This is a genomic window from Kineosporia rhizophila (assembly GCF_021277265.1).
GTDB classification, from domain to species: Bacteria; Actinomycetota; Actinomycetes; order Actinomycetales; family Kineosporiaceae; genus Kineosporia; species Kineosporia rhizophila.
The window spans coordinates 220,941-238,627 of the sequence record NZ_JAJSOH010000003.1; the positions used below are offsets into that span (position 1 = coordinate 220,941).

The 17,687-nt window shown below is 71.3% G+C and carries 19 protein-coding genes; 8 read left to right on the forward strand and 11 right to left on the reverse strand.

Annotated features, from left to right (window positions below; all coding sequences use genetic code 11):
- Positions 1-6: 6 nt before the first annotated feature.
- Entirely contained in the window at positions 7-2,313 is a 2,307-nt protein-coding gene (locus tag LWF15_RS07690; RefSeq protein ID WP_232809693.1) for a putative bifunctional diguanylate cyclase/phosphodiesterase, read from the forward strand.
- Positions 2,314-2,330: 17 nt separating this feature from the next.
- Here the strand turns inward: LWF15_RS07690 and LWF15_RS07695 are convergent, their stop codons facing one another.
- From LWF15_RS07695 to LWF15_RS07710, 4 genes are all read right to left on the reverse strand, one after another.
- Positions 2,331-2,642: a hypothetical protein gene (locus LWF15_RS07695; protein WP_232809694.1), complete on the reverse strand. Its 312-nt coding sequence runs from the start codon at positions 2,640-2,642 to the stop codon at positions 2,331-2,333.
- Positions 2,643-2,942: 300 nt separating this feature from the next.
- Entirely contained in the window at positions 2,943-4,619 is a 1,677-nt protein-coding gene (locus LWF15_RS07700; protein WP_232809695.1) for a 3-ketosteroid-delta-1-dehydrogenase, read from the reverse strand.
- 36 nt (positions 4,620-4,655) lie between these two features.
- Positions 4,656-5,552, reverse strand: coding sequence for an LLM class flavin-dependent oxidoreductase (locus tag LWF15_RS07705; RefSeq protein ID WP_232809696.1), 897 nt, complete (start codon positions 5,550-5,552; stop codon positions 4,656-4,658).
- 42 nt (positions 5,553-5,594) lie between these two features.
- Complete coding sequence (locus LWF15_RS07710) at positions 5,595-6,233, reverse strand: TetR/AcrR family transcriptional regulator (protein WP_232809697.1); 639 nt, start codon at positions 6,231-6,233, stop codon at positions 5,595-5,597.
- Positions 6,234-6,334: 101 nt separating this feature from the next.
- On the opposite strand from LWF15_RS07710, the gene LWF15_RS07715 reads away from it, so the two are divergent.
- The 3 genes from LWF15_RS07715 (at position 6,335) to LWF15_RS07725 (ending at position 8,167) form a co-directional block, all read left to right on the forward strand.
- Entirely contained in the window at positions 6,335-7,348 is a 1,014-nt protein-coding gene (locus tag LWF15_RS07715) for an LLM class flavin-dependent oxidoreductase (RefSeq protein ID WP_232809698.1), read from the forward strand.
- On the forward strand, positions 7,348-7,695 hold the full coding sequence (locus LWF15_RS07720; RefSeq protein WP_232809699.1) for a DoxX family protein: 348 nt from the start codon (positions 7,348-7,350) through the stop codon (positions 7,693-7,695). The genes LWF15_RS07715 and LWF15_RS07720 overlap by 1 nt, the downstream gene beginning before the upstream one ends.
- Before the next feature lie 118 nt (positions 7,696-7,813).
- On the forward strand, positions 7,814-8,167 hold the full coding sequence (locus LWF15_RS07725; RefSeq protein ID WP_232809700.1) for a nuclear transport factor 2 family protein: 354 nt from the start codon (positions 7,814-7,816) through the stop codon (positions 8,165-8,167).
- Positions 8,168-8,391: 224 nt separating this feature from the next.
- On the opposite strand, the gene LWF15_RS07730 is transcribed toward LWF15_RS07725, so the two are convergent.
- Positions 8,392-8,670: a hypothetical protein gene (locus LWF15_RS07730; protein ID WP_232809701.1), complete on the reverse strand. Its 279-nt coding sequence runs from the start codon at positions 8,668-8,670 to the stop codon at positions 8,392-8,394.
- Positions 8,671-8,879: 209 nt separating this feature from the next.
- Here LWF15_RS07730 and LWF15_RS07735 point away from each other — a divergent pair, with 209 nt between their 5' ends.
- Entirely contained in the window at positions 8,880-9,773 is an 894-nt protein-coding gene (locus LWF15_RS07735) for an alpha/beta fold hydrolase (protein WP_232809702.1), read from the forward strand.
- Here LWF15_RS07735 and LWF15_RS07740 read toward each other — a convergent pair.
- A complete protein-coding gene (locus LWF15_RS07740; protein ID WP_232809703.1) occupies positions 9,746-10,642 on the reverse strand; it encodes an NAD-dependent epimerase/dehydratase family protein in 897 nt (298 codons plus the stop codon). The two genes, LWF15_RS07735 and LWF15_RS07740, sit on opposite strands and share 28 nt — an antisense overlap.
- A gap of 130 nt (positions 10,643-10,772) precedes the next feature.
- On the opposite strand from LWF15_RS07740, the gene LWF15_RS07745 reads away from it, so the two are divergent.
- Positions 10,773-11,672, forward strand: coding sequence for a LysR family transcriptional regulator (locus tag LWF15_RS07745; RefSeq protein ID WP_232809704.1), 900 nt, complete (start codon positions 10,773-10,775; stop codon positions 11,670-11,672).
- Between the two features lie 7 nt (positions 11,673-11,679).
- On the opposite strand, the gene LWF15_RS07750 is transcribed toward LWF15_RS07745, so the two are convergent.
- On the reverse strand, positions 11,680-12,540 hold the full coding sequence (locus LWF15_RS07750; protein ID WP_232809705.1) for an enoyl-CoA hydratase/isomerase family protein: 861 nt from the start codon (positions 12,538-12,540) through the stop codon (positions 11,680-11,682).
- A gap of 135 nt (positions 12,541-12,675) precedes the next feature.
- Here LWF15_RS07750 and LWF15_RS07755 point away from each other — a divergent pair, with 135 nt between their 5' ends.
- Positions 12,676-13,593: an AraC family transcriptional regulator gene (locus tag LWF15_RS07755; protein WP_232809706.1), complete on the forward strand. Its 918-nt coding sequence runs from the start codon at positions 12,676-12,678 to the stop codon at positions 13,591-13,593.
- Between the two features lie 253 nt (positions 13,594-13,846).
- On the opposite strand, the gene LWF15_RS07760 is transcribed toward LWF15_RS07755, so the two are convergent.
- From LWF15_RS07760 to LWF15_RS07770, 3 genes are read right to left on the reverse strand one after another with little or no spacing between them, the layout of a single operon-like run.
- Positions 13,847-14,317 (reverse strand): DUF1203 domain-containing protein, encoded by a 471-nt coding sequence (locus tag LWF15_RS07760; RefSeq protein WP_232809707.1) that lies wholly within the window; start codon positions 14,315-14,317, stop codon positions 13,847-13,849.
- Positions 14,314-15,384, reverse strand: coding sequence for a bifunctional transcriptional activator/DNA repair enzyme AdaA (locus tag LWF15_RS07765; protein WP_232809708.1), 1,071 nt, complete (start codon positions 15,382-15,384; stop codon positions 14,314-14,316). Before LWF15_RS07765 ends, LWF15_RS07760 begins: the two co-directional genes overlap by 4 nt.
- A 10-nt stretch (positions 15,385-15,394) precedes the next feature.
- Positions 15,395-16,327: a LysR family transcriptional regulator gene (locus LWF15_RS07770; RefSeq protein ID WP_232809709.1), complete on the reverse strand. Its 933-nt coding sequence runs from the start codon at positions 16,325-16,327 to the stop codon at positions 15,395-15,397.
- Between the two features lie 82 nt (positions 16,328-16,409).
- Between LWF15_RS07770 and LWF15_RS07775 the strand changes: the two genes are divergently transcribed.
- Positions 16,410-17,360 carry a DMT family transporter gene (locus LWF15_RS07775; RefSeq protein WP_232809710.1) on the forward strand — a complete coding sequence of 317 codons (951 nt, stop codon included), beginning with the start codon at positions 16,410-16,412 and terminating at the stop codon, positions 17,358-17,360.
- On the opposite strand, the gene LWF15_RS07780 is transcribed toward LWF15_RS07775, so the two are convergent.
- A complete protein-coding gene (locus LWF15_RS07780; protein ID WP_232809711.1) occupies positions 17,342-17,659 on the reverse strand; it encodes a hypothetical protein in 318 nt (105 codons plus the stop codon). The genes LWF15_RS07775 and LWF15_RS07780 overlap by 19 nt on opposite strands.
- Positions 17,660-17,687: the final 28 nt, after the last annotated feature.

The following is a 17,687-nucleotide window of genomic DNA, read 5'->3' on the forward strand; positions in this document are numbered from 1 at the left end:
GCGCGAATGCGTAGGTGGATCGGCGATGCGGCGGCCGTGCCCCGACCGGTGCTGTGGGTGCTGGGTGTGGCGGCGGTGGGGCAACTCGTGCTGTGCCTGCGCTGGGACGGTGTGGCGGAAGGGCAGATCTGGCAGGGGGCGCGGATCGTCTGCGTGGCGATGATGCTGGCCGCGACCCTGTGGATCGTGCACTGGCGGGTGCGCCGCACGCCCGGTGAGCGGCGGGTGTGGCGGGTGCTAGGGCTGGCCCTGGCGGTGTTCGGGGTCAGCAGCCTGAGCACGCTGATCCTCGGCCTGGTGCCGGATCTGGCTCACCTGGCCGCGGTCCCGTCGGCGGTGGGCACGTTCATCGCCTTCCCGCTCGCCTTCCGGGCGGTGGTGCGCTGGAGCCGGCGCAGCGCCGGGGTGGATCCGGACGATCTGCTCAACGGCTTCAGTTCGGTGTTCGTGGCCGCCGCTGCGATCGGCTGTGTGCTGGCCTGGGCCCACCCGGCGGACGGTCAGACGCTGCTGCTGACCACCCTGTCGTGGGGCCAGCAGCTCACCGCGGCGCAGAGTGCGGTGTGGGTGATTCTGGTGTTCAGCGCGCTGACGGCCGCATCGGTCAGCCGCCTGTACCGGGACGTGCGCATCTGGCTGGTCACCGGCGCCTACGCCCTGGCCGGCAGCAGCAGCGCAGCCGCGTGGTTCAGCGACGGGGCCCGGCCGGGCTGGACCGTGGCGGTGTGGTGTGTGGGGCTGCTCCTGGTCAGCGCGGCGGCGCTGCGCCCGGTGCGGTTCGTCCCGGTCGCCGCCTCGGACCCGGTCAAGTCCACCGTCGGTGCCTTCGTGATCGTCAGCGCGGGCGTCGCGGTGCTGGTGACCGCTCTGCTCACCGGCGTCCCGGCGATCGTGTCGCTGTTCGCGGCGGCGGCCGTGATGGGTTCCAGCGTGCGCCTGCTGGTCAACCTGCACGAACTGCTGCAGCTGGAGGCCAGCCGGGCCCAGGCCCTGACCGACGAGCTGACCGGCACCGCCAACCGCCGCGCGCTGCTGGCCCACCTGAACTCGACCCTGGCCCACGGCACCACGACCCAGCTGATCGTCTTCGACCTCGACCACTTCAAGGAGGTCAACGACGGCCTCGGCCACGGGGCCGGCGACGACCTGCTGCGGATGGTCACCCAGCGCCTGCAGGACAAGCTGCCGGAGGGAGCCGTGCTGGGGCGGTTGGGTGGCGACGAGTTCGCCGTGGTCACCACCGGTGCCGCCACCGGGGCGACGCTGCCGGCGCTGGACGAGGTGTTCGCCGAGCCCTTCCAGCTGACGCAAATGAGTGTGCACATCGACCTCAGCATCGGCCTGGCCTACTGGCAGCCCGACGCCCAGGCAGGCATAGGCCTGGATGCGGCCACCCTGATGCGGCAGGCCGACACCGCCATGTACGACGCCAAGCGCAACGACCTCAGAGCGGTCACCTACGACCCGGAGCGTCACGCCGACCCGCAGGGCCTGCTGTCCATGGTGGGGGAGCTGCGCCGGGCGATCAGCACCGGGCAGCTCGTCGTGCACTACCAGCCCCAGTTGCATGCCGGCCGGCCGGTCGCCGGCCGGGCCGGGCAGCTGGCCGGGGTGGAGGCGCTGGTGCGCTGGCAGCACCCGCGCCTGGGGCTGCTGCTGCCGGCCGACTTCCTGCCCCTGGCCGAGTCGCACGGCCTGATGGACGCCATCACCCACCAGGTGCTCGCCCAGGCGGTCGCCCAGCAGGCCCAGTGGCGGGCCACCGGCCGAGACATCCGCGTGTCGGTGAACCTTTCGGCCGGCACGCTGCTGGACGCCTCACTGCCCCGGACCGTGGACCAGCTCCTGGCCCAGCACCGGGTGCCCGCCACCTCCCTGGTCCTCGAGGTGACCGAGACCGCGCTGCTGCGCGAGCCCGACCGCAGCCTGCTGGTGGTCGAGGCGCTGCGGGCGATGGGCGCCCAGGTGAGCATCGACGACTTCGGCACCGGCTACTCGTCCCTGACCCAGCTGCGTCAGCTCCCGGTCAGCGAGCTCAAGCTGGACCGCTCGTTCACCGTCGACCTGCTCACCGACCCCCGGGCCGCCGCCATCGTGGCCAACACCATCGCCCTGGCCCACGACCTGAGGCTGCGGGTCGTCGCCGAGGGGGTGGAGGACGAGCCCACCCTGGCCGCCCTGTCCGACCTGACCTGCGACGAGACCCAGGGCTACCTGCACACCCAGCCGCTGTCGGCGCAGGCCTTCGACGGCTGGCTGCAGCGCCACGAGAGCGGCGCCGGCCTCACGTCGTCCTCGCAGGTGGCGGTCTGAACGAAGAAGCCCGGCCGTCAGGCGGCGTCGGGCCGGGCCAGCTGCTGCACGACCCGAAGCAGATCTTCAAGGGGAACCGACAGATTGGCCGGCCGCTCGGCGCTGCGGCGCAGCCCCTCTTCGATCCAGGCCCGCATCAGGACCGACGGCTTCACTCCCTGCCGTCTGGCCTCGCTCTCGACGGCCTGAGCCATCGCCATGGACAGACGGAGAGTCTTGTTCACTTCGAGATTCTCGGCATCGAGATCCGGCGCCTGGGCAGGCTCTCCCTCGGCAATGAGCTCCGAATGATCCATGTTCAGAATGTCCCGTGCCGACTGTGCATCCATGATCAGTTCCCTCCTCGGGCCCGTCGGAAGCTGGCAATCTCGGGTTCGGTCATCTCACTGGAGCTCGTGTTGCAATGCGCGTGCAACGCGGTCAGGTCACCGTAGAGCCGCGTCGCCGGGAAAGCCGCGTCGCCAGAGGATGGGGGCAGCAAGAAGGCCATGTTCCCGGGTTGCTTCTCGGGGACGGGCCTCTCGAGCTACAACGTCGAACATGCTCGGCGATCATGAGATGGCCACACTTTTCGCCAAACCGGCCGAGGCCTCTCCAATGCGCCGATGCTCCCGCGGCCAGCCCGGCCGTCAGGCGGGCGGGGTGTTGGCGGCGTGCCGGCCGACGATGTAGCCGTAGACGATGCCCTGGCCGATGGTGGCGCCGGCTCCGGGGTAGGTGTTGCCGAAGGCGTTGGCCGCGGTGTTGCCGATCGCGTAGAGGCCCGGGATGGGGGAGCCGGTCTCGTTCAGGGCCCGGCCGAGGCCGTCGGCCCGGATGCCGCCGCAGGTGCCCAGGTCCGAGAGCACCACCTGCACGGCGTAGAGCGTGCCGGTGAGGGGGCGCAGGTTGGGGTTCGGGGTGACGGTCGGATCACCGTAGTAACGGTCGTAGGCGCTTGCGCCCCGGTGGAAGTCGTCGTCGACCCCGGCTGCGGCCAGTTCGTTGAACCGCTCCAGCGTCGCGGCCAGCCCCTCGGCGCCGGTCGCCTGCGCCAGTTCGGCGGGAGTATTGGCCCGGTGGGCGATTCCGGCCTCGTACCACGACCGCGGCAGCGGGGCGCGGGGAAAGACGGCGCCGGCCAGGACGTAGCTGCTGCGGTACTTCTCGTCGAAGACCAGCCACATGGTGGGTAGTTCGCCGTCGCGCCGGGCCTGGGCGAGGGTGGCCTGGCCGAAGGTCATGTAGTCGCACGACTCGTTCACGAACCGGCGGCCGGTGCCGTCGACCATCAGTGAGCCCGGCAGAGAACGCTCGGCGAGCAGGATCTGGGGGGCCGCGTCGCCGACCGGGGCCACGGAGGGGAACCACCAGGCCTGGTCCATCAGGTCGGTGCCGGCTCCGGCTTCCTGGGCGGCATGAATACCGTCTCCGGTGTTGCTCTCCGCGCCCAGACTCCAGTCCTGCAGCTGCGGGTGGTGATGGGCGTGCCGCATCGGCAGGTGGTGGTCGAAACCGCCGGTGGCCAGCACCACCGCGCGGGTGGCGCGGACGGTGAGGCTCTGGCCGTGGTGGCTCAGCTCCACCCCGGTGACCCGGCCGTCCTGGGTGAGCAGGTGTTCCAGACTCGTGTCGGTCCAGACCGGGATGCCGGCGCGCAGGACGCCGGCGAACATACCGGCCGCGATGGCCTGACCGCCCGCCGCGTACTCACGCCCGATGGCCAGACCACCGACGCCCTGCACCACCCGCCTGAGCACGCGGGGCAGCGCCCGGCCCGGGGTGCGGGCCATCAGGTTGAGCCACTTGTAGTCGGCGCCGGTCACCGGCATCGGCACGGGCGCGGCGACCGGGGTGGGGCGCAGCCGGGCGCGGTCCGGGCCCAGCACGTGAAGGTCCAGCGGCCGGCACTCGCAGCTTCGCCCCACTGCGGCGCCGCCGGGCAGTTCGGGGTGGTAGTCGCTGTAGCCGCGCACCCACACGAAGCGCATCGGGGTGGTGCGCTGCAGCATCTGCACGGCGGCCGCGCCGTGGTCGAGGAAGCTGCGCCAGCGTTCGGCCGGCGCCGTGCCCGCGACCACGTTCTCCAGGTAGGTGGCGGCGCGCTCGTAGGTGTCGCCGGAGCCCTGGTCGGCCAGCACCGGGTTGGCCGGGATCCAGAAGGCGCCACCGGAACGCGCCGTCGAACCCCCGACGAAGGCGGACTTCTCCACCACGACGACCGACAGCCCGGCCTCGTGCGCGCTCAGCGCCGCGGCCAGCCCGGTGCCGGAACCGATCACCACGACGTCCACCGTGGTGTCGGAGGGCTGCTGGGGGAGGGACATGGGGAACTCCTAGCCTCGGGCCACGCTGCCCGATCTTCAGCGGTCGAGGATCGCGAGGACCTCGGCCAGCTGCTCGATGCTTTCCTGGGTGATCGGGTCGAGCACGAGCTGGAGGTGGGTGGCGCCGGCGGCGGCCATGGCGGCCAGGTGCTGAGCGATCTCTTCGGCGGTGCCCTGGACCGGTGGGACGGCCGACTTGTAGCTGCTCTCGCCCATCACCCGGCCCTGCCCACCCGGGAAGGCCACGAGAACCGCCGCGGTGGCCTCCACCAGGTGACCATGAGCGTCCACTTGTTCTTTCAGGGCCGCGAAGCCCTCGGGGGTGTTGCCGTACCGGTTCCACCAGGCGTTCCACGAGGTGATGTGGCCCAGCCCGATACCCAGCATGCGCGGGCCGGTGGAGCCGAGCATCAGCGGTACGCCGCCGGGGCGCACCGGGCCCGGGTCGAGCACGCAGTTCTCCAGGTCGTAGAACTCGCCGTGGAAGTCGATCTGCCCCTCGGACAGGAGGGTGCGGATGATGGTGAACGCCTCGGCGAACCGCGAAACCCGCTTGTCGTAGGGGAATCCGAAGGCCCGGTACTCACGCTCGTTCCAGCCTGCCCCCAGCCCGAGGATCAGCCGGCCGCCGGAGATCGCATCGACCGTGGCCGCCTGCTTGGCCAGCATGGCCGGGGCGTGGAAGCTGGTGGCCGCGACCAGCGGGCCGAGCTCGACCCGTTCGGTGACCGCGGCCAGCGCGGCCAGTGACGTCCACACCTCCCAGGGGCCCCGGGTGGTACCGCCGGGCAGGTCGTAGAGCAGGTGATCGCCCAGCCACAGGGAGTCCAGGCCGATCGCCTCGCCCGCCCGGGCCATGGCGAACAGTTCCGGCCAGGCCACGGCTCGTTCGACTTCGGGCAACTGGACGCCGATCTTGCACGGTCGGGACATTGCCCCACCATAGTTCGCGCCGTCCGGAAAGGGCAGGGGTGCTCAGTTCTTCGCTGTCATGGCCAGATAGAGCTTGCGGGCCGGGACCGGGGGAACCGGGAGCGGTTCGGCGTGCTCGGCGCTGAGGGACTGCAGGAAGTAGCCCACCAGGCGCCGCCAGGCGTCCGGGGCCTGGTCGAGGGTGTGGGCGATCACCCCGGCGTTGGCCATGAGGATCAGCATCAGATCGTTGGGGGCGAAGTCGGCCCGCAGGCGCCCCTGCGTCTGGGCGCGCCGGGTGAGCGCACTGAAACTCCGGTAGGCGCGCGATCTTTCCGACTCGAACTCGGGCGCGGCCGGGAAGGCCCCGATGAGCACCTGGGTGAACCCCCGGTCGCTGGCCTGTAGTTCGCACACCTGCAGGACGCACTGGCGAAACCCCTCCCAGGCGTCGGGGAGCTCTGCCGCCGCCTCGGTGAGCTCGGCGTAGCGGCGCATCCGGTCATGGAAGACGGCCGCCACCAGTTCGTCGCGATGGGCGAAGTTGCGCAGGGCCGTGGCGATCCCCACCCCGGCGCGGCGCGCCACCTCGTTCATCGAGGCGTCCAGGCCCAGATCGGCGAACGCCCCGGCCGCCGCGGCGACCAGACGCTCCCGATTGCGTACCGCGTCGGCCCGTCGGCCCGCCTGCTGAGCACCCATGGAGAGCAAGGTTACGCGACCCCGGAATATCTGGATAGGGCACTCCAGTTATGCTGCCCGTCGAAATGGAGCGGGTGCTCCAAATGATCGGGAGGCAAGTCGTGGAAGTCGGGATCGCGTCGCTCAGCGACGTGGGGGCAACAACAATGGACGTCGGTCGCCGGACCCGGGAGATCGTGCGGTACGCGGTGCTCGCCGACGAGCTGGGTCTGGACGTGTTCGGCCTGGGAGAGCATCACGGCGAGGACTTCGCCGTGTCCTCACCGGCCGTGGTGCTCGCGGCGGTGGCCCAGGGCACCCGCCGGATCCGGCTGGCCAGCGCGACCACCGTGCTCACCACGCTCGACCCGGTGCGCGTGCACGAGGACTTCGCCACGCTCGACCTGCTCAGCCAGGGACGCGCCGAGATCGTCGTGGGCCGCAGCGCCTATCCCGACCCGTTCGCGCTGTTCGGCGTCGATCTGGCCGACTACGACGAGGTCTTCGCCGAGAAGCTGGACCTGCTGCTGCGCCTGCGTGAACAGCCGCGCATCACCTGGAACGGCCGGCATCGGCCCGCCCTGCAGGATGCCGCCGTGGTGCCGCGCCCGCACCAGGAACAGCTGCCGGTCTGGCTCGGGGTAGGAGGCTCACCCGCCAGCCTGGAACGGGCCGGTCGGCTGGGCCTGCCCATGATGCTGGGGCTGATCGGCGGCACCATCGAGCGGGCCCGCGCCGCGGTGGAGCTGTACCGGTCGGCCGGGGAGCGGGCCGGGCACGACCCGTCCGTGCTGAAGGTCGGTCTGGCCACCCACCTGCTGGTCACCACCGACCGTGCGTCGGCCCTGGCCGCCTACCCGAACTACCGATCCTTCCTGGCGCCGAAAAGACCCGGTGCGCCGGGCTTCATCGTCGACCAGGCCACCTTCGAGGCTGGAATGTCGCCGTCGGGAGTGCTGATGATCGGCAGCACCGAGGCAGTCGCCGAGAAGGCCCTGCGGATGCGGGATCTGCTCGGCGCCGACCGCATCCTCTCCCTCGCCGACTGGGGCGGCCTGGCTCCCGGCCGCGTCGAGGACAGCATCGCCCGTTTCGCCCAGCACGTAGCCCCCACCCTCCGGAAGGACTCCCTCTGATGTTCATCGCCACCGTCATCGTCTCCGTTCTGCTCGCCGTCGCCCTGATCGCCTCGGCCGGCGGCAAGTTCCGCCGCAACGAGATCGCCCTGAAGATCTCCAAGACCACCGGCTGGCCGGAGAACCTGCTCTGGGCCCTCGGTGTGCTCGAGGTCGCGGGTGCAGCCGGGCTGATCGCCGGCCTGTTCTGGTGGCCGCTCGGGGTTGCTGCCGCCATCGGCGTCACCCTCTACTTCGCCGGCGCCGTGATCTCACACCTGCGGGTGCGCGATCCCGAGTGGCAGCCTGCCGTCGTCATGGGGCTGATCGCGGCGGCCGCCCTGACCCTGCGGGTGCTCAGCGCCTGAGAGCGCTCGGATCCGGAACAAGTCATTTCACTGATGCGCAGACCGTCGGCGTCCGCGCAGACTGGCTCACCGGCCGTTCGGGCCCCGGGCGGTCGGTGAGCCGACGAGGAGAGACCAGATGACCATCGAGGAACTGATGCACGCCAACCTGCTGGAGGTGTTCGGCGAGCGAGACGCCGAGCGGCGCCGGGCCGCCATCGAGCGCACCTGCGCGCCCGACGTGCGGTTCAGCGATCCGCAGGAGGTGGTGGTCGGCCGGGACGCCCTGTCGGCCAAGGCACAGAAGATTCTGGACGAGGCCCCCGGCTTCGTCTTCTCGCCGGCCGCTCCCGCATACGCGGTTCAGAACCTGGGTCACCTGGCCTGGAACTTCGGGCCACAGACGCAACCGCCGATCGTGCGGGGGATCGACATCGCTCTGGTCGAGAACGGCCTGATTGCCAGCTTCTACACGCTTCTGCTGAACGACTGAATCGAGGACGGGTGGTGAGGCCCGGTCGGTCAGTGTCGCCGGCCCTGGCCTACGCCGCGTATTTCGCCGGACTGGATCATGTAGCCGCAGGAACGGCGTCACAGCAGTGCTTCTCGAGCCACTGACTGCGACGCTGCTGCAGTCGCAGGCGACGAGGGAGCCCTCGATGGACGTGAGAGAGGAACAGCGGGTCGGGGGCAGCAGCGCCGGTTCAGGCAGTCGGTTCAGGCAAAGGCAGGAACGGCGATGTTGCCCTCTTCACCGCTCGCGGTGGTCTCCCGCTGGTCGGTGACCAGGTAGATGCCCTCCGTCGACCAGGCGTCCGTCTCACCGCAGAACACCCGGCTGCCGACCGCGACCACCCCGGTCCAGGACCTGCCGTCGTAGCGACCGCCACGCAGCAGCAGCACCCGGTCGTCCATCTGGTGGGCGGCCGTGGTGCGGTACTGATTCCTGCTGGAGGTTTCGTCGTGCTTGCTCACGCAGAGCCCCTGACTGGGCATGGGCGTCACCTCCGGCGGGTCCGGAGGTCGTGGATCGCCCTGCCGATCCCCTTGACGGTACGTCATGGTGCGGCCGGGTTCGATCCGAGCAGACTTCGAGCAGACGGCGCTCCCGCGGGCGTGGCACCACTTCGACCCAGGCGGGCGCGCGGAACTGGCCCACAAATGTCTGAAGACACTTGAGGAAGGCCAGTCGTAAGCTGCTACGGATGAACACGATCGATGCGGGCGTGCTGACCGTCGCCTACCTGCAGGAAGGCCCCGAGGACGGGTGGCCGGTGGTGCTGTCGCACGGGTTTCCCTACGACGTGCACGCCTACGACGAGGTGGTGCCCCTCCTGGTCGCCGAAGGGGCCCGGGTCGTCCGCCCGTACCAGCGGGGTTTCGGCCCGACCCGGTTCCGGTCGGCCGAGACCCCGCGCAGTGGCCAGCAGGCCGCCCTCGGGAGCGACCTGCTGGCCCTGATCGACGCGCTCGGCCTTCACCGGCCGATCCTGGCCGGGTACGACTGGGGTGGTCTGGCCTCGTGCGTGGCCACCGCTGCCGAGCCGTGGCGGGTGGGTGGCCTGGTGTCGATGGCCGGCTACGACGTCCTGGACATCGCGGGGCAGGGGGAGGCGTCCCCGCCGTCCCTGGAACAGGTTGTCTGGTACCAGCACCTGTTCCAGACCGAGCGCGGCCGCAAGAGCCTGGCCGCCGACCGCCGTGGGCTGTGCCGTCTGCTCTGGCAGCAGTGGTCGCCGGGCTGGCGGTTCGACGACGACACGTTCGCCCGCACCGCAGCCTCTTTCGACAACCCTGACTTCGTCGACGTCGTGGTGCACGCCTACCGTCACGCTTTCGGCCTGGCTGCGGGCGATCCGGCCTGGGAGGCGCTGGAGGGCAAGCTTTCCCGCAAGCCACCGATCACCGTCCCGGCCGTCACCCTCGACTGCACCCAAGACCCGCTCAAGCCGGGCGGCACCGCGCACCACGCCTCCCACTTCACGGCCCGCCACGAGCATCGCGTGGTCGAAGCCGGGCACAACCTGCCCCAGGAGGCGCCGGAGGCCTTCGCCGATGCGGTCCTGACGGTTCAGGGCTGGCTCGGCACCGGATCGTAACCACCCGAGGCGATCTCGCTGAGCAGCGAGGGCCGGCTCGGCGTCCAGCCGAGGGTCTGGCGTGCATGCTGGCCGGTTGCCTGCTGGTTCACCAGCAGGGCCGCGCCGAAAGGGCCCAGCCGTTCGATGGTCTGCTGCGGGGTCTCGGGCACGACCCGGCCCGCCAGGCCCAGCCGGTGACTGGCCGCCTCGCCCAGTTCCCGGGTCGTGGGGTTCTCGCCCGAGACGCCCAGGAACCGGGAACCGTGCTCGGCGCGAACGAGCGCCGCGACGTAAAGGCGCGCCAGATCGTCCACATGAACCGTGGTCCAGTGCTGGGTGCCGTCACCGATCAGGGTGAGCGCGGCCGGGTCGCCGACGCGTTCGCCGGCGAACACGACGTTGGGGATGCCGCCGTGCCGCCCGTACACCACGGCCGGCTCGATCAGGACCGAGCGGATTCCCGGTGCGGCGAGCACTCGTTCGTCGATCTCGGACCGCCAGCGGACGATCGTGGGCGCGTCGGTCGGGGTCTGTTCGGTGATCTCGTCCCCGGCTCCGTGGACCCAGACACCGCCGGTACGGACGAAGGGCTTGCCGGATCCGGCGAGGCCGGCGAGCACGGCGTCGGCGAAGTCGGCCTCGGCCGCGCTGCTGGTCTCGTCGCCCGGGGAGGCGGTGGTGATGACACCTTCGCTCTGCTCGGCCAGACGCCGGACCAGGTCGTGATCCTGCATGTCGCCGACCACGGGCGAGCCGCCCTCCTTGCGCACGGCGGCGGCCTTGTCGTCGGTGCGGACCAGGGCGGTGACGGTGTGGCCGGCCTCCAGCAGGGCGGCCAGGACGCCCCCTCCGATGTAGCCGGTGGCTCCGGTCAGCAGGATGTTCATGGTTCGCGCCTTTTCGTCAAAGATTTGTGGACGCCGGTGGGCGGCCTCCTCGAGTCTGGGCCGACCAGGCCTATCGGGGGAAACGAAAAGTTCCGATGAGGGTCAGCGCTCTGGGCGATAAGCTGGGCGGATGGAACAGCGGCAGCTGGAGTACTTCGTGGCGGTGGCCGAGGAGCTCAGCTTCACCCGGGCGGCCGCCCGCACCATGGCAGTCCAGTCCACGGTGTCAGCCAGTATCCGCACCCTCGAGCGCAGCCTCGGGGTGACGCTGTTCGACCGTTCCACCACGAAGGTGGCCCTGACGCCGTCCGGGCGGTCCCTGCTGCCCCAGGCCAAGCGGGCCCTGGAGGCTCTCGACGAGGCCCGCCGCGCCGTCGGCGGTATCTGCGAGGGGCTGCGGGGGAGCCTGCGGGTGGGAACGCTGGCCGGGCTGAGCGTGGTCGACCTGCCGGGGCTGGTGGCCGACTTCCGCCAGCAGCATCCCGGCGTGCAGTTGCATCTCAGCGCTGATCCCTCCGGTTCGGAAGGGCTGCTGGAAGGGCTGCGCTCGAACGCCCTCGACCTGGCCTTCGTCGGGGTGGAGTCCGGCGACGTCCGCGACATCGAGCTCACGCCGATCGCCGAGTACCAGCCGCGCCTGCTGGTGCCGGCCGGGCATCCGCTGGCCGGGGCGAAGGCGGTGTCGATGAACGAGCTGAGCCCGTCCCCGTTCATCGACATGCCGGCCGGATTCTGCAATCGGGGCCGCACCGACGCGGACTTCCGGCGGGCCGGGGTGGCTCGCTCGATCGTCGTCGAGGTCACCGACCTGACCTCGATCCCGGGCTTCGTCGAGGCCGGGGCCGGGGTGGCCGTCGTCCCGCCGTTACAGACCGAGACCGGCCGGCGGGTGGTGCCGGTCGCGCTCGATCCGCCCGCCACGCCGTGGATCCTGGGCCTGGCCCGGCCGGCCTCGACCACCCGCACCCGGGCGGCCGAGGCGTTCACCGCGTTGGTGCCGAACCGCACGGGCGCCACCCAGCGATTCTGAGCAGTGCTCAGAGGCGGTCCAGCAGGCCCTCGAGATCCCGCTCACCCTCACGGGTCTGCACTCCGGCGGCCAGCTGGCGGCGCGCCACCTCGGCCAGGTCTTCGGTGAACAGCGAGTACAGGGCGGCGTTCTCGACCGCGTAGACCTCGTGCGGGGCCGGCGGTGCGGCGGCGTCGACGATCTGCTTGAGCGCGGCCACGACCTCGGGCTTCACCTTCGCCATCCGCTGCGCCAGGGCGTCCACGAACGCGTCGAGTTCGTTGGCCGGCAGCGCCCGGTTGACCAGGCCGTAGCGCTCGGCCACCTCGGCCCCGACCAGCTGACCGCCGACCAGGAGCTCCAGGGCCCGGGCCCGGCCCACCAGGCGGGTCAGGTTCACCGTGCCGCCACCTCCGGGCACGATGGTCAGATGGGCCTCGGGCTGCGCCTGCCCCGAGGCCCCGATCGCCGCGAAGCGCAGGTCGAGGCTCATCAGGAACTCGTTGCCGGCGCCCCGGGCGAACCCGGCCAGCTTGCCGATGGTGACCTGGGGCAGGGTGCGCACCTCCTCGCTCAGGGCCTCGAGGATGTTCAGCCCGTCGGGGATCTCGGCCCCGGGCGCGGCGTCGATGGCGGCCTGGGTGGCCCGGGGCAGGGCCTCCGGGTCGGTCACGTAGGCCATGTCGCCGTGGGCGCTGAAGAACTCCGGGTCGGCGCTCTGGAACACGATGACCCGCACGGCCGAGTCGCCGCGCACCTGGTGCACGAAGCCCCGCAGCGACGGCAGCAGGACGGCGTCCATCAGGTTCAGGGGTGGGTGGTCGAGCGTCACGGTGGACACGCCCTGGGTCACGGTGACGTGGAGGCCGGGCCAGGTGGTGTAGTCCATGAGGGGATCCTTCGCAGAGGCGCCGGGGCTGTTCCCCAGCGGCACCCCTTGACCGTATGTAGCCGTCGATCAGACAGGCCATGCCTGAAAACCTCGATCTGTTGATCGGATGTCTCACCGGCGTACGATGCGTGAGTGGATCCTCTGGCTGACGCGCTGACCATCTCCGGAGTCCAGGGAGCGCTCGGCACCCGGGTCGAGGCGGGCGGCCCCTGGGCCCTGGCGCTGGACGGGCAGTCCGGCACGACCCTGCACGCCGTGACCGCCGGCCGGGCCTGGCTCAGCGTGCCCGGTGCGGAGCCGGCCGAACTGGGCAGCGGCGACGTCGTCCTGGTGCCGGCCGGTGCGGCGCACCGCCTCGGTGACCAGCCCGGCTTGGCCGAGCCCGCCCAGCCCGCCGGGCCGGCCAGCGGTGAGGCGGGTGAGGTGATCCGGCTGGGCACCGGGCCGGTCACCACCCGGATCGCGACCATCCACTACCGCACCGACCCGGTCACCCTGACCCAGATCCTCAGCGCGCTCCCGGCCCTGGTGCACGTGCGGGCCGACTCCGGCACTGCGGGACTGAACGACACGGTGCGGATGCTGGCCCGCGAGCTCGCCGACCCGGGGATCGGCACGTCCGCGGTGCTGCGCAGCCTGGTCGACATCGTGCTGGTGGAGATGCTGCGCGCCTGGCTGTCGGAGAGCCCGCCGGAGTGCTTCGGCACCTGGCTCGGGGCCCTGGGCGACCCGGTGGTGGGCAAGGCCCTGCAGCACCTGCACCAGGACCCGGCGACCCCGTGGACGACAGCCTCACTCGCCGAGGCCATCTCGGTCTCCCGGGCAACTCTGGCCCGCCGCTTCCCGATCGCCGTCGGCCAGACCCCGGCGGCCTATCTGGCTCTGTGGCGGATGGACCTGGCGGCGGTCCGGCTGCGCGACACCCACGACTCCCTGGAGACGATCGCCGAGAGCGTGGGCTACGGGTCGGTCCCGGCCTTCACCCGTGCCTTCACCCGGGCCCACGGCCGCACCCCGGGCCGTTACCGCAGCCAGGCCCGTAGCCACTGATCGGCCTTCGGCCCGCCCTCCCGCCGTTCCTGCCGCACGCGCAGCCGATCAGGAGGGCACCTCAAGGTGTACAAACGGTACGCAGCGTCCCATGTGTACACCTCGCAGTTGGGCTCGGTGGTGGCCGGCACCTCCAGGTAGGCGAGGTGCCGCAGGAAGCTGCTGAACACCTCGGCGGCCTGGCTTTCACCCGGGTGGGGTGCGTTTCTGCGCACGGGCTAACGGCTTTCCGGGAGGCACGGCCTGGTCGCTCCTACGATGAACGGCTGATCCGGAACATGTAGCACCCGGCCATGGGGTTCCGGGAGTGCACGAAGTCGATCTCCGGGTTCGCCAGCAGCGCGGTCAGTTCGGCGTCGGCCTGGGCGCCTTCGACGAGGGTGTTGCTGAACTGGTGGCCGTTGCGGTCGTAGGCGCGCAGCAGTTGCCGGCGGTGGCGGAAGGCGGGCGGGTAGCGGTCGGTGTCGCGGTAGCCGCCGCAGTCGTGGGGGTGGACGAAGATGGGCCCGACCTCGGCGTAGGCGCCGCCCCGGTTCTCGGGACGGTAGGCGATCAGGGCGATCTGCTCACCCACCTCGGCCTCACGCAGGCAGCAGCGCAGCGGTGCTCCCTGAGACTCGGTGTTCACCAGGCTCCGGACCGGGTTGCCGTGCTGGTCCACGCCCTGCTCGCGTACCTGCGCCAGCACCGGTGCGGGGATCGCGCTCACCTGAAAGGTGTTCATCTGTTGTGTTCTCGCTTCTCGTGGTCGAGGAGGGACTGCTTCACGCTCAGGCCCCAGCGGAAGCCGCCGAGGGTGCCGTCGCTGCGCACCACGCGGTGGCAGGGCACGACCAGGGCCAGGCGGTTGCGGGCACAGGCACTGGCCACCGCACGCACCGCGGTGGGGGCGCCGATCTCGGCGGCAACCTCGCCGTAGCTGCGGGTCTCGCCCGCCGGGATACGCCTCAGGGCGCTCCACACCCGGGCCTGGAAGGCGCTGCCACGCACGTCGAGCGGCAGCGCGGCGGCGGCCGGATGCCCGGCGGCGAGGGCGGCCAGACCGCTCGCCACGTCGGTCAGGGCCTCGTGCTCGGGGGTGAAGGTGGCGGCGGGGAACTCTGTCTGCACCTCATCGAGCAGACGCGGCAGGTGGGGCCCGATGCGGACCGCGCACAACCCACGGGCGCTGGCCACCGCCAGAACGGTTCCCACGACGGTGTTCACACTGGTCCAGCTCAGGTGCTCACCCACGGCGCCGCGGGCGTAGGAGCTGGGCGTCATGCCCAGGGTGGGGGCGGCCGTGTCGTAGAAGGCCCGCACCGAACCGAAGCCTGCGGCGAAAACTGCCTCCGTGACCGGGCTCCCCGTACGCAACAGGACTCTGGCCGTTCCGGTGCGGACAGCGTCCCCAAAGGCTCTGGCACTTGTTCCGGCGACCGCCGCGAAGGCGCGGGAGAGGCCACGCTGACTGAGCCCCGTGATCGAGCGCAGTTGTGCGGCCGGGAGTGGACCGCCGTGGGCCCGCATCGCCCGGCAGGCGGCAATGACGGCTGCCTCGGCCGACGTGTGCCCGGCTTCCCCCTGCCGGTCGGGTTCGCAGCGCAGGCAGGGCCGGTACCCCGCAGTGCGGGCCGCGACGGTGGTGTCGAAGAACGAGACGTTGGCCGGTAGCGGGCGGCGCGAGGGGCAGGTGGGCCGGCAGTAGATGCCCGTGGTGCGCACCGCGTAGACGAACGCCTGCTCGGGTTCCTGACGCGCCAGCACCAGACGCCAGCGCGCCTCCTCGATGTCCGCAGCGGTGTTGCTCACGACGTAGACGTTAGGCAGTGGCCTGGGGGCTCGGCACTCCACTTGCGGCCATCGAAGTCTGGGTGGCGCCGGCGCGCAGCAGTTCCAGTGCCCGCGCGGCCGGGCGGTTGCGGGCACTGGATTCGCGGACGATGGCGTAGATCGAGCGCACCGGACGGGGCCGGATCAGGGGGACGATCACCAGGCCTTCGGGGATCTCCTTGGCTCCCAGCCGCGGCATCACGGTGATGCCGACGCCGGCGGCGACGAATGCGATCCCGGTGGGGTAGTCGTGCGCCTCCACGTGGAAGGGCGGGCTGAAACCGGCCGCGGCGCAGGCGTCCAGCAGGTTCTCCCGGCACCAGCCGTGGGCGAAGTCGTTGTCGATCCAGCGTTCCCCGGCCAGTTCGGCCATCTCGATCTCGGCGCGAGCGGCCAGCGGATGGTCGCGGCGCAGCACCACCACGTACGAGTCGTCGAGCAGGTGGTGGGCCACGAAACCGCTGCCCGGCACGAACGTGCGATTGGCGACGGTCAGATGGATGTCGGCGCGCTCGTCGGGGTTGTCCGGCGGAGTGTCTCTGAGCTGCAGGTCGAGCCGCAGACCGGGGAACTCCTCGGTCAGCCGGCTCACCACCGGCGGTAGCCAGGCCGCGCCGACGGAGGCGAAGTAGGCGATGGACAGGCCGCCGGTGCGCCCCGAGCGAAGATCGGCCACCAGGGCCTCGGTCGCGCCCAGCCGGGTGAGCAGTTCGTCGGCCTCGGCCGCCAGCGCCAGACCTGCCGGTGTGGGACGGAGCCCCCGGCCCACCCGTTCCATCAGGGGCAGGCCGGTCTCTCGCTGCAGGGCGGTGACGTGCTGACTGACGGCGGACGGGGTGTAGCCGAGGTTGGTGGCGGCGGCCTGGACCGATCCGCTGGCCACCACCGAGCGGAACACGCGCAGTCGATGCAGATCGAGCATGCCCCGACAATACAGTCCGGCTTAAGAGTCAGGAAGAAACTCGCGCTGGTGCTTAAAGGTCTGCAGGCTCGACGATCGGTCCATGACCGCACTGGCCAGTCCTCCGGCCCCCTCCACGTCGCCCCGGCCCGCACCCACGTTCCTGCCGATCGCCGCCACGGCCGTGACCATCGTCCTCTGGGCCTCGGCGTTCGTCGGGATCCGCTCGGCCGGGCACGACTACTCCGCCGGGCCGCTGGCCCTGGGCCGACTGCTCGCCGGCTCGGTCGTGCTGACCGTGGCCGTCCTGATCAGCGGCCGCCTGCGGGCCCGGCGCCCGGACCGGCAGACCCTGCTCTGGGCCCTGGTCTGGGGTGTGGCCTGGTTCGGCCTGTACAACGTGGCCCTGAACCTGGCCGAACAGCGCCTCGACGCCGGAACCGCCGCCCTGCTGGTCAATCTCGCCCCGGTCCTGGTCGCGGTGCTGGCCGGACTCCTGCTCGGCGAGGGCTTCCCAGCCCGCCTGATGATCGGTATGGCCGTTGCGTTCAGCGGCGTCACCATCATCGCGGTGACCACCTCCACCGGCCGTGGTGACCTGCTCGGCGTCGTCCTGGGGGTGGCCTCGGCGGTGCTGTACGCGCTCTCGGCGACCGGTCAGAAGCGCCTGCTGGCCCGCATCGACGCGCTGACCCTGACCTGGATCGGCTGCCTGACCGGCACCGTGGTCACCCTGCCGTTCGCCCCCACCCTGATCAGCCAGGCTGCTGAAGCGCCCGCCTCGGCCACCCTCAGCATGATCTACCTGGGCGTGTTCCCGACCGCCGTCGCCTTCCTGACCTGGGGCTACGCCCTATCCCGGACCAGCGTGGGCCGCCTGGCCGCCTCCACCTACGTGGTGCCGCCCCTGGTGGTGCTGCTGTCGTGGACCCTGCTCGGCGAGGTGCCCGGCCTGCTCGCCCTGGCCGGTGGGGTGCTCTGCCTGAGCGGCGTGGGGATCGCAACCCTGCGTCGTTCGGCCCCGACGCCGCAACGTCAGGTCTCGAACAGCTGATCCTGCTCACCGTCGGGCACCGCCCGCGTGGGCGGTGCGGCCATGTCCTGGTCGCGGGTGGCCAGCTCCCAGCGCATGGCGTACTTGTCGTGCCGCACCACACCTTCGCGGGCCAGCTGGTTCAGCGAGCGGCTGACCTGGTCACCCACCAGCAGCACCTTCCAGGACGAGCGGATCTCGGCCGGGATCTGCGCCCATAGACGCTCGCGGATCTCGCGCAACGTCATCGGGGCCGGGCCGGCGGCGAGGCACGCCAGGATCCAGGTGTCGGTCTGGGCGCTGATCTGCTTGCTGTCCATCGCCCGTCATCACACCACACTCGCCGCC

Bases quoted from the DNA above. Each gene is read 5' to 3' on its own strand.
- LWF15_RS07690 (WP_232809693.1), top strand. From the start codon at position 7: ATGCGTAGGTGGATCGGCGATGCGGCGGCCGTGCCCCGACCGGTGCTG.
- LWF15_RS07695 (WP_232809694.1), bottom strand. From the start codon at position 2,642: ATGGATGCACAGTCGGCACGGGACATTCTGAACATGGATCATTCGGAG.
- LWF15_RS07700 (WP_232809695.1), bottom strand. From the start codon at position 4,619: ATGTCCCTCCCCCAGCAGCCCTCCGACACCACGGTGGACGTCGTGGTG.
- LWF15_RS07705 (WP_232809696.1), bottom strand. From the start codon at position 5,552: ATGTCCCGACCGTGCAAGATCGGCGTCCAGTTGCCCGAAGTCGAACGA.
- LWF15_RS07710 (WP_232809697.1), bottom strand. From the start codon at position 6,233: ATGGGTGCTCAGCAGGCGGGCCGACGGGCCGACGCGGTACGCAATCGG.
- LWF15_RS07720 (WP_232809699.1), top strand. From the start codon at position 7,348: ATGTTCATCGCCACCGTCATCGTCTCCGTTCTGCTCGCCGTCGCCCTG.
- LWF15_RS07725 (WP_232809700.1), top strand. From the start codon at position 7,814: ATGACCATCGAGGAACTGATGCACGCCAACCTGCTGGAGGTGTTCGGC.
- LWF15_RS07730 (WP_232809701.1), bottom strand. From the start codon at position 8,670: ATGCCCAGTCAGGGGCTCTGCGTGAGCAAGCACGACGAAACCTCCAGC.
- LWF15_RS07735 (WP_232809702.1), top strand. From the start codon at position 8,880: ATGAACACGATCGATGCGGGCGTGCTGACCGTCGCCTACCTGCAGGAA.
- LWF15_RS07740 (WP_232809703.1), bottom strand. From the start codon at position 10,642: ATGAACATCCTGCTGACCGGAGCCACCGGCTACATCGGAGGGGGCGTC.
- LWF15_RS07745 (WP_232809704.1), top strand. From the start codon at position 10,773: ATGGAACAGCGGCAGCTGGAGTACTTCGTGGCGGTGGCCGAGGAGCTC.
- LWF15_RS07750 (WP_232809705.1), bottom strand. From the start codon at position 12,540: ATGGACTACACCACCTGGCCCGGCCTCCACGTCACCGTGACCCAGGGC.
- LWF15_RS07760 (WP_232809707.1), bottom strand. From the start codon at position 14,317: ATGAACACCTTTCAGGTGAGCGCGATCCCCGCACCGGTGCTGGCGCAG.
- LWF15_RS07770 (WP_232809709.1), bottom strand. From the start codon at position 16,327: ATGCTCGATCTGCATCGACTGCGCGTGTTCCGCTCGGTGGTGGCCAGC.
- LWF15_RS07775 (WP_232809710.1), top strand. From the start codon at position 16,410: ATGACCGCACTGGCCAGTCCTCCGGCCCCCTCCACGTCGCCCCGGCCC.
- LWF15_RS07780 (WP_232809711.1), bottom strand. From the start codon at position 17,659: ATGGACAGCAAGCAGATCAGCGCCCAGACCGACACCTGGATCCTGGCG.